The organism is Teichococcus deserti, from assembly GCF_001982615.1.
Classification (GTDB): Bacteria; Pseudomonadota; Alphaproteobacteria; order Acetobacterales; family Acetobacteraceae; genus Pseudoroseomonas; species Pseudoroseomonas deserti.
In genome coordinates, this window is the sequence record NZ_MLCO01000358.1 from 1 (window position 1) to 8,413 (window position 8,413).

Below are 8,413 nucleotides of genomic sequence, written 5' to 3' on the forward strand. Positions count from 1 at the left end.
GGCCAGGAAGGGGTGGTGGGCGACGACGATGCGGAACAGGCCGGGGGGCAGCTCGTCCAGGCGGCGGAGGAGGCGCTTCATCCGGCTGCGCTTCGCCCGGCCCTCTTCCCAGGACAGGTGCAGGCCGCCGCGGACCACGGTGTTCAGGCCGATGACGGCCAGCTGGTCGTCGCGCCAGACCGGCTCGGTCTCGCCGCCGACGAAGCGGTGCCAGCGGCCGAAGGGGTCGAGGAAGCGCTCCCACGGCCAGTAGTTGGTGATGTCGTGGTTGCCGGGGACGACGATCTGCGGCGGCTTCAGCTGGCCCATGAAGCGGCAGGCGGCTTTGTACTCGCGCGAGCGGGCGCGCATGGTCAGGTCGCCGCTGATGACGATCAGGTCGGCCGGGTCGTTGTTGAGCGTCTCGATCAGGGCGTCGCAGACCGTCTGGTCCACCCGGCCGAAATGCAGGTCGGAAATATGGTCGATGCGGCGGGGCAGGGTCATGCCAGCGGCTCCTCCAGGGCGGGCGCGGCGCGGGCCGGGGCGGCGACCTCGGCCGGGGCCAGCACGCGCAGCGCGCCGGGGTGGATGCGGTAGCGCAGCGGGGTCTCGAGCAGCAGGGCCTCGCCGTCGTTCATCACGCGCAGATGGCGGCGGCGGCTGAGGATGGAAAGGGCCGGGGCGGTCTCGGTGATCAGGCCGCGGCGGTGGCGCCAGCGCCCGGCGGCCATGGCCAGCAGCAGGCGCAGCACCCACCAGACGCCGAAATCCTGCGCGACATGCAGGCTGAGCCGGCCGCCATCCAGGCGCGGGCGGTGGAACATGCGGCCGGGGGCGTCGGCATATTCGTTGCTGACCACCGACAGCGCCCGGGTCCAGGCGCGGCGCGGCGGGCCGTCCTCCAGCTGCCAGGCCAGGCGCAGCGGCGGGTGGCGCCAGAAGGCGCGCAGCGCGGCCACCGCCATCCGCCAGCGCGCCGCCAGGCGCCCGTCGCCGCGGATCCGCTCCCGGTGCAGGCCGAGCCGGTTGGGCAGGCCGACGACGGACTGGCAGAGGAAGATCTCGCCATTCACCTCGGCCAGGTCGATGGCGCGGATCCCGGCCTGGCCCAGCGCATGGGCGGCCTCCACCGGGTCGAGCGGCAGGCCGAGGTCGCGGGCCAGCAGGTTCATGGTGCCGAGCGGCAGCAGGCCGAGGGCGATGTCGCGGCCCACCAGCCGGGCCGCGGCGCTGCGCAGCGTGCCGTCGCCGCCGCCGACGATCAGCACGGGATTCTTCGTCGCCAGCGCCGCGTCCAGGCGCTGGGGCAGGGTGTCGCCGGCTTCCGCGCCGATGACGTCGAGGAAGAAGCCGGCATCGCGCAGCGCGGCTTCCAGCCGGGCCGGCAGCTCGGGCTGGTCCAGCAGCGTGCCGGCGCGGGGGTTGAGCAGCAGGGTGGCGCGCATGGCGGGGAGGGTTCGGGCTCGGGCCTGACAGTCGGTGGGGCAATGCCCGCCGGGGGCGCAAGTTGCGCGCCGAGGCGCTGCGGCACAGCGATCAAAATTTCTCGTGCCGTTTTCAGGGGTCGTTAATCGACGCGGGCCAGGATGCACCTGCCCGCCAAGAAGGAGGGGCCCCCCTGATCCAAGAGAGCATCCTTCATGAGCTGGACCTTCGGCCGCCCCCTCACCGCCCGCAACACCGTGCGTGGCCTGCTGTCGCTGCCCTGGGCCGCGCCGCTCTTCGGCAGGCTGCGCCTGCAGCGCCCGGAGAACTGACCCTCCCCGCGCCATCCTGCGCCGGGATTCCCTGACGGTCCCCCAACAAAAAGGGACGCCGCGGCATGGCCGGGCGTCCCCTTCATCGTTCAGTCCGGCCTCCCTCCGCCGGGGCGGGTCAGGCCGCCTTGGCCATGTTGCGCAGCACGTAGTGCAGGATGCCGCCGTTCTTGTAGTATTCGACCTCGTCGGCGGTATCGACGCGGCACAGCACCTGGGTGCGGGTCTCGGTCCCGTCGGGGCGGGTGATCACCATGTCCAGCAGCATGCGCGGCGCCAGGTTCTCCAGGCCTTCGATGGCGATGGTCTCCTCGCCGGTCAGGCCCAGCGTCTCGCGGTTCTCGCCTTCCTTGAAGACCAGCGGCAGCACGCCCATGCCGACCAGGTTGGAACGGTGGATGCGCTCGAAGCTCTCGCAGATCACCGCCTTGACGCCCAGCAGGAAGGTGCCCTTGGCCGCCCAGTCGCGCGACGAGCCGGTGCCGTATTCCTTGCCGCCGAAGATCACCAGCGGCACGCCTTCCGCCTTGTACTTCATGGCGACGTCGTAGATCGGCGCCACCTCGCCCGAGGGATAGTGCTTGGAGACGCCGCCCTCGATGCCGGGCACCATCTCGTTCTTGATGCGGATATTGGCGAAGGTGCCCCGCATCATGACCTCGTGGTTGCCGCGGCGCGAGCCATAGCCGTTGAAGTCGGCCGGGCGCACCTGGTGCTCCATCAGGAATTCGCCGGCGGGCGACTTCGCGCGAATGTTGCCGGCGGGCGAGATGTGGTCGGTGGTGATCGAGTCACCGAGCTTGGCCAGGATCCGCGCGCCGGAGAAAGAGGCGATCGGCGCCGGGGTCGGCTCCATGCCCTCGAAATAGGGCGGGTTCTGCACATAGGTGGAGCCGGAGTTCCATTTGTAGGTCTCCGAGCTCGCATCGACGCGGATCGCCTGCCACTGCGCCGGGCCCTTGAAGACGTCGGAATAGCGCTCCTGGAACATCTCGCGGGTGACCACGGCGTGGACGGTGTCCTGCACCTCCTTGGTGCTCGGCCAGATGTCCTTCAGGTAGACCGGCTGGCCATCCTTCCCGTTGCCGATCGGCTCCTTCGTCAGGTCCTTGGTGATGGTGCCGGCCAGGGCATAGGCCACCACCAGCGGCGGCGAGGCCAGGTAGTTGGCGCGGACATTGGCGTGGACGCGGCCCTCGAAGTTGCGGTTGCCCGACAGCACCGAGGCGCCGACCAGCTTGTTGTTCTCGATGGCGTCGACAATGGCGTCCGGCAGCGGGCCGGAATTGCCGATGCAGGTGGTGCAGCCATAGCCGACCGTCTGGAAGCCCAGCGCGTCCAGATGCGGCGTCAGGCCGGACTTGGCCAGGTACTCGGTGACCACCTGCGAGCCCGGGGCCAGCGAGGTCTTCACCCAGGGCTTGGTGGTCAGCCCCTTCTCGTTGGCCTTCTTCGCCACCAGTCCGGCGGCCACCAGCACATAGGGGTTGGAGGTGTTGGTGCAGGAGGTGATCGCCGCGATCACCACGTCGCCATGGCCCAGGTCGTAATTGGCGCCGGCCACCGGCACGCGCAGGTCGGCCTGGTCGCCCGGCACGCCCATGGTGCCGGCCGCCAGGTCCTTGGCGAAGGAGGTGGCGGCATTGGACAGTGCGACGCGGTCCTGCGGCCGCTTCGGCCCGGCCATCGAGGGCTCGACCGTCGACATGTCGAGCTCGAGGGTGTCGGTGAAGACCGGGTCGGGGCTGTCGGCCTCGCGGAACATGCCCTGGGCCTTGAGATAGTCGCGCGCCAGGTTGATGCGGTGCTCGTCGCGCCCCGACAGGCGCAGGTAGTCGAGTGTCACCTCGTCGACCGGGAAGAAGCCGCAGGTGGCGCCGTATTCGGGCGCCATGTTGCCGATGGTGGCGCGGTCGGCCAGCGCCATCTCGGCGAGGCCAGGCCCGAAGAACTCGACGAACTTGCCGACGACGCCCTTCTTGCGCAGCATCTGGGTGACCGTCAGCACCAGGTCGGTGGCGGTGACGCCCTCGCGCAGCTTGCCGTGCAGCTTGAAGCCGATGACGTCGGGGATCAGCATGGCGATCGGCTGGCCGAGCATCGCCGCCTCCGCCTCGATGCCGCCGACGCCCCAGCCCAGCACGCCGAGGCCGTTCACCATGGTGGTGTGGCTGTCGGTGCCGTAGCAACTGTCGGGGTAGACGAAGGTCTCGCCGGCATCGGTGGCGGTCCAGGCCACCTGCGCCAGGTATTCCAGGTTCACCTGGTGGCAGATGCCGGTGCCGGGCGGCACGACGCGGAAGTTGTTGAAGGCCTCCTGGCCCCAGCGCAGGAATTCATAGCGCTCGCCGTTGCGCTCGAACTCGATCTCGACGTTCTTCTGCAGGGCGGAGGGCGTGGCCGAGACATCGACCATGACCGAGTGGTCGATGACCAGGTCCACGGGCACCAGCGGGTTCACCTTGCGCGGGTCGCCGCCCAGCTTGACGATGCCGTCCCGCATCGCCGCCAGGTCGACCACGCCGGGGACGCCGGTGAAGTCCTGCATCAGGATGCGCGCCGGGCGGAACGGCACCTCCTTGCTGCTGCGGCCTTCCTTGACCCATTCGGCGATCGCCTCGGCGTCCTTCACCGAATAGGCGCGGCCGTCCTCGAAGCGGAGCACGTTCTCCAGCAGCACCTTGAGGCTGTAGGGCAGCCGGCTGAGATCGCCGATGCTCTTCGCCGCCTCGGGGAGGCTGAAATAGTGATAAGTCTTTCCGTCCACTGTCAGCGCCTGGCGCGCCTTGAGGCTGTCCTGCCCGATCATACGCATGGTCCGGGGTCCCTCACTTTTTGCTGCGAACTCTGCCGTTTATACATAGGGCGGCCCCCCGGTCTATCGGAGGGGAGAGGACAGGGTGCCCGTGCTGGAAGCCAAAGACATAGCCGTCCTGCGAGGAGAGCAAATCGTCTTCGTCGAGCTGAGTTTCACCGTCTCGCCGGGCGAGGCAATTCTCCTGATTGGTGCCAATGGCGCCGGCAAGTCGACGCTGCTCCGCCTGCTCGCCGGGCTGATCCCCCTGGCCGAAGGCTCCCTGACATGGGACGGCCAGCCGATCTTGACCGATCCTGCGGTGCATGCCGGCCGGCTGCGCTACCTGGCCCATGCCGACGCGCTGAAGCCCAGCCTGAGCGTCGAGGAAAACCTGCGCTTCTGGGCCCGGCAATGGGGCGGCGACATCGCCCAAGCCCTTGATGCCGTCGACCTTCTGCCGCTCGCCGGGCTGCCGGCGCGCCTCCTCTCCGCCGGCCAGAAGCGCCGCCTGGCGCTGGCCCGGCTGGCGCTCGCCCCGGCGCCGCTCTGGCTGCTGGACGAGCCTTCGGTCGGGCTGGACGTCGCCTCCATCGCCCGCTTCGGCGAGTTGCTGGCAGCGCATCGCGCCCGCGGCGGCATGGTGCTGGCGGCGACCCATGTGCCGCTGCCGTTGCCGGGCGCGCGCGAGCTGCGGCTGGGGCGTCCGGCATGATCGCCCTGCTGCGGCGCGAGCTGCTGCTGGCCGCCCGCCACCCGGCCGATACCCTGGCCGCATGCCTGTTCTTCCTTCTTGTCACGGCCCTCTTCCCCTTCGGCGTCGGCCCGTCGCCCGAGACCCTGGCGCGACTCGCCCCCGGCGCGCTGCTGGCCGCCGCCCTGCTGGCCGCGCTCCTTCCCCTCGACCGTCTCTTCGGCGCCGAGGCCGAGGACGGCTCGCTCGACCAGCTGCTGCTGTCGGGCCTTTCCGGCACCCAGATCGCCGCGGTGAAGGCGGTGGCGCATTGGCTGACCACCGGCGCGCCCCTTCTTCTGGCGACGCCGGTGGCGGCCGCCATGCTGAACCTGCCGGAGCCGGCCTGGGGGGTGGCGATGCTGGCCCTGGCGCTGGCGACCTTCATCCTGTCGCTTTTGGGCACCGCCGGCGCCGCCCTGACGTTGGGCGCCCGGCGGGGAGGGGTTCTGCTGCCCTTGCTGGTGCTGCCCCTCGCCATCCCGGCGATGATCTTCGGCGCGGCGGCGATCGAGGCGGCCGCCAGCGGGGTGAACTGGAAGCCCTTTCTGCTGCTGCTGGCAGCCTTCGCCGCGGCGGCGGCGCCCTTGGCGCCGTTGGCGGCAGGGGCAGCTCTTCGCAGCGACTGAAGAGAAGACAGAACAGAGAAGATTCCGGGGTGATCGTATCACCCCGGACCCCGCTTTCAGTTGGCGCCAGGAGGCCACAGGCGGGACGCAACATGAATGTGGGGGTCTGGGGGCATTCAATGCCCCCAGATTCTTCTCTTACTCTGCGCTTCTGCGCGGCCGCCCCAGCAGCTCCCGCACCGCGCTCGGCACGTCGTGCCGCCCCGCCAGCAGCTCGCAGACCGCCGCGGTGATCGGCATGTCGACGCCGGCCGCCTGGGCGCGGGCCAGCAAAGCGGGGGCGGTGGCGACGCCCTCCGTCACGCTGTTCCGTGCGGCCAGGATATCGGCCAGGGTCTGCCCCTGTCCCAAAGCGAAGCCCAGGGAAAAGTTCCGGCTGCCGGGGCCGGTGCAGGTCAGCAGCAGGTCGCCCAGGCCGGACAGGCCGGCCACCGTGTCGGCGCGGCCGCCCAGCGCCTCGGCCAGGCGGGCGATTTCCGACAATCCGCGGGTGACCAGGCCAGCGCGGGCATTCTCGCCCAGGCCCGCGCCCATCACCGCGCCGGCGGCGATGGCGATGACGTTCTTGGCGGCGCCGCCGACCTGGGCGCCCACCGGGTCGTCCTGGCCATAGAGGCGGAAGCCCGGGGTGGCGAGGCGCGCGATGGCGGCCTCGCGCAGGGCCTCGTCGCGGCTGGCCACCACGGCGGCGGCGGGCAGGCCGGCGGCGACCTCGGCGGCGAAGTTGGGGCCGGAGAGGATGCCGGCCGTCACCTCGGGGCGGATGCGCGCCAGGCTTTCCAGCGGGAAGAGCAGCCCCTCGGTCGTGACGCCCTTGGCGGCGACCAGGCTGGGCGGCAGCGGCGGGAAGGGCGCCAAGGTGGCGGCCAGGTGCTGGGCGGGGACCACCAGCAAGGCGAGCGTGGCGCCGGCCAGTGCCTCGGCCGGGTCGGCGGTGATGGCCAGGCCGTCGGGCAGGGGCACGCCGGGCAGGTGGGCGGCATTGTCCCGGCTGCGGGCCATCTCGGCGGCGCGGGCGGGGTCGCGGGCCCAGAGGCTGACGGGGCCGCCGGCGCGGGCGGCCTGGATGGCCAGCGCCGTGCCCCAGGCGCCGGCGCCGATCACCGCGATACGGTCCATGGGGCTGCTATTCCTCGGCGATGCGGGTGACGGCATAGCCCTGGCCGGGCTCGCCGTCGCCGAGCTTGTCCAGCAGGGCGCGCAGGATGGCCTCGGCCTCTTCCTCGAACTTCCAGGGCGGGTTGACCACCACCAGGCCGCAGCCGTTCAGCCGCTGCGGGTCGGTCGGCTCGCGCAGCCAGAGCTCGAGCGCCAGGATGTCGCGCACGCCGCTCTCGGCCAGCGCGGTGTGGAAGGCGCGGACGGGCGTGCGGTGCTTGATCGGATACCAATGCGCCTGGACGCCGGCGCGGAAGCGGTGGGCGACGGCGGCCAGGGCCTCGGCCATGCGGTCGAACTCGCCCTCGACCTCGAAGGGCGGGTCGACCAGGACCAGGCCGCGCTTTTCCGCAAACGGGGTGAGGGCGGTCAGCGCTTCCCAGGCGTCGCGCTTGTGCACCGCGGTCTGCGGGTCGCCGCGGAACAGGGTGCGCAAGGTCGCATGGTCTTCCTCATGCAGCTCGCAGAGGACGAGGCGGTCGCGCGGGCGCAGCAGCATGCGCACCAGGCTGGGGCTGCCGGGGTAGCGCGGCGGGAAGCCGGCGCGCTTCAGCAGGGCGATCCAATCGGCCAGGGGACCTTCGGAAATGTCCAGCAGCCGGCCGACGCCGCGCTTCCATTCGCCGGTGCGCTCGGCCTCGCTGCCGGTCAGGTCATAGGCGCCGATGCCGGCATGGCTGTCGAGCACGCGGAAAGGGCTGTCCTTCGCCGCCAGCCGGCGGATCAGCGCGACGACCAGCGCGTGCTTCATGCAGTCGGCGAAATTGCCGGCATGGAAGGCGTGGCGGTAGTTCATGCGGCGATGTCCGGACCAGACAGCTCGGCAAGGGGCCAGCGCGGCCGGGGGGCATGGTCCAGCGGCTCGGTCAGGCCGGCGCGCAGCCGCTCGATGCCGGCCCAGGCGATCATGACGGCATTGTCGGTGCAGAGCCGGATCGGCGGCGCGATCAGCGGCAGGCCGGCCTTCTCCGCGACCCCGGACAGGGCGGCGCGGACGCCCTGGTTGGCGGCGACGCCACCGGCCACCACCATGGCGGTGGCGCCGGGCAGCATGGACAGCGCGTTGCGGGCGCGGTCGGCCAGCACGGCGGCCACCACATGTTGGAAAGCGGCGGCCAGGTCGGCGCGGTCCTGCTCGGTCTGCAGCTTCGGGATCGAGTGGGCGACGGCCGTCTTCAGCCCACTGAACGAGAAGTCGCAGCCGGGGCGGCCGAGCATCGGGCGGGGCAGGGGGAAGCGCCTGGGATCGCCGGCCTGGGCCAGCTTCTCCAGCGCCGGGCCGCCGGGCCAGGGCAGGCCCATCAGCTTGGCGGATTTGTCGAAGGCCTCGCCGACCGCGTCGTCCAGCGTCGAGCCCAGG

At 71.3% G+C, this 8,413-nt stretch carries 8 protein-coding genes; 2 read left to right on the forward strand and 6 right to left on the reverse strand.

All coding sequences use genetic code 11. From position 1 onward, the window contains the following. The 3 genes from BKE38_RS27005 to acnA form a co-directional block, all read right to left on the reverse strand. The coding region (locus BKE38_RS27005) for a metallophosphoesterase family protein (RefSeq protein ID WP_131829745.1) at window positions 1-486 on the reverse strand (486 nt) is incomplete at its 3' end. Next, on the reverse strand, window positions 483-1,427 hold the full coding sequence (locus tag BKE38_RS27010; protein ID WP_076960290.1) for a diacylglycerol/lipid kinase family protein: 945 nt from the start codon (window positions 1,425-1,427) through the stop codon (window positions 483-485). The genes BKE38_RS27005 and BKE38_RS27010, both read right to left, overlap by 4 nt. A 430-nt stretch (window positions 1,428-1,857) precedes the next feature. Continuing rightward, window positions 1,858-4,554 carry an aconitate hydratase AcnA gene (acnA, locus tag BKE38_RS27015; RefSeq protein WP_076960291.1) on the reverse strand — a complete coding sequence of 899 codons (2,697 nt, stop codon included), beginning with the start codon at window positions 4,552-4,554 and terminating at the stop codon, window positions 1,858-1,860. A 91-nt stretch (window positions 4,555-4,645) separates the two neighbouring features. Here acnA and ccmA point away from each other — a divergent pair, with 91 nt between their 5' ends. After that, the gene (gene ccmA / locus BKE38_RS27020; protein ID WP_076960292.1) at window positions 4,646-5,248 is read left to right on the forward strand and encodes a heme ABC exporter ATP-binding protein CcmA; all 603 of its coding nucleotides are present in this window, start codon (window positions 4,646-4,648) and stop codon (window positions 5,246-5,248) included. After that, on the forward strand, window positions 5,245-5,895 hold the full coding sequence (gene ccmB / locus BKE38_RS27025) for a heme exporter protein CcmB (RefSeq protein ID WP_076960293.1): 651 nt from the start codon (window positions 5,245-5,247) through the stop codon (window positions 5,893-5,895). The genes ccmA and ccmB overlap by 4 nt, the downstream gene beginning before the upstream one ends. 138 nt (window positions 5,896-6,033) lie before the next feature. Here ccmB and BKE38_RS27030 read toward each other — a convergent pair whose 3' ends face one another. The 3 genes from BKE38_RS27030 to BKE38_RS27040 form a co-directional block, all read right to left on the reverse strand. Continuing rightward, a complete protein-coding gene (locus BKE38_RS27030; RefSeq protein WP_076960294.1) occupies window positions 6,034-7,014 on the reverse strand; it encodes an NAD(P)H-dependent glycerol-3-phosphate dehydrogenase in 981 nt (326 codons plus the stop codon). Between the two features lie 7 nt (window positions 7,015-7,021). Further along, entirely contained in the window at window positions 7,022-7,849 is an 828-nt protein-coding gene (locus tag BKE38_RS27035) for a 23S rRNA (adenine(2030)-N(6))-methyltransferase RlmJ (RefSeq protein WP_076960295.1), read from the reverse strand. Then, on the reverse strand, window positions 7,846-8,413 hold a 568-nt coding region (locus BKE38_RS27040; RefSeq protein ID WP_367596402.1), incomplete at its 5' end, for a tRNA (adenosine(37)-N6)-threonylcarbamoyltransferase complex transferase subunit TsaD. The genes BKE38_RS27035 and BKE38_RS27040, both read right to left, overlap by 4 nt.

Coding starts and splice junctions, on each gene's coding strand:
- BKE38_RS27010 (WP_076960290.1), bottom strand. CDS start 1,427: ATGCGCGCCACCCTGCTGCTCAACCCCCGCGCCGGCACGCTGCTGGAC.
- acnA (WP_076960291.1), bottom strand. CDS start 4,554: ATGCGTATGATCGGGCAGGACAGCCTCAAGGCGCGCCAGGCGCTGACA.
- ccmB (WP_076960293.1), top strand. CDS start 5,245: ATGATCGCCCTGCTGCGGCGCGAGCTGCTGCTGGCCGCCCGCCACCCG.
- BKE38_RS27030 (WP_076960294.1), bottom strand. CDS start 7,014: ATGGACCGTATCGCGGTGATCGGCGCCGGCGCCTGGGGCACGGCGCTG.
- BKE38_RS27035 (WP_076960295.1), bottom strand. CDS start 7,849: ATGAACTACCGCCACGCCTTCCATGCCGGCAATTTCGCCGACTGCATG.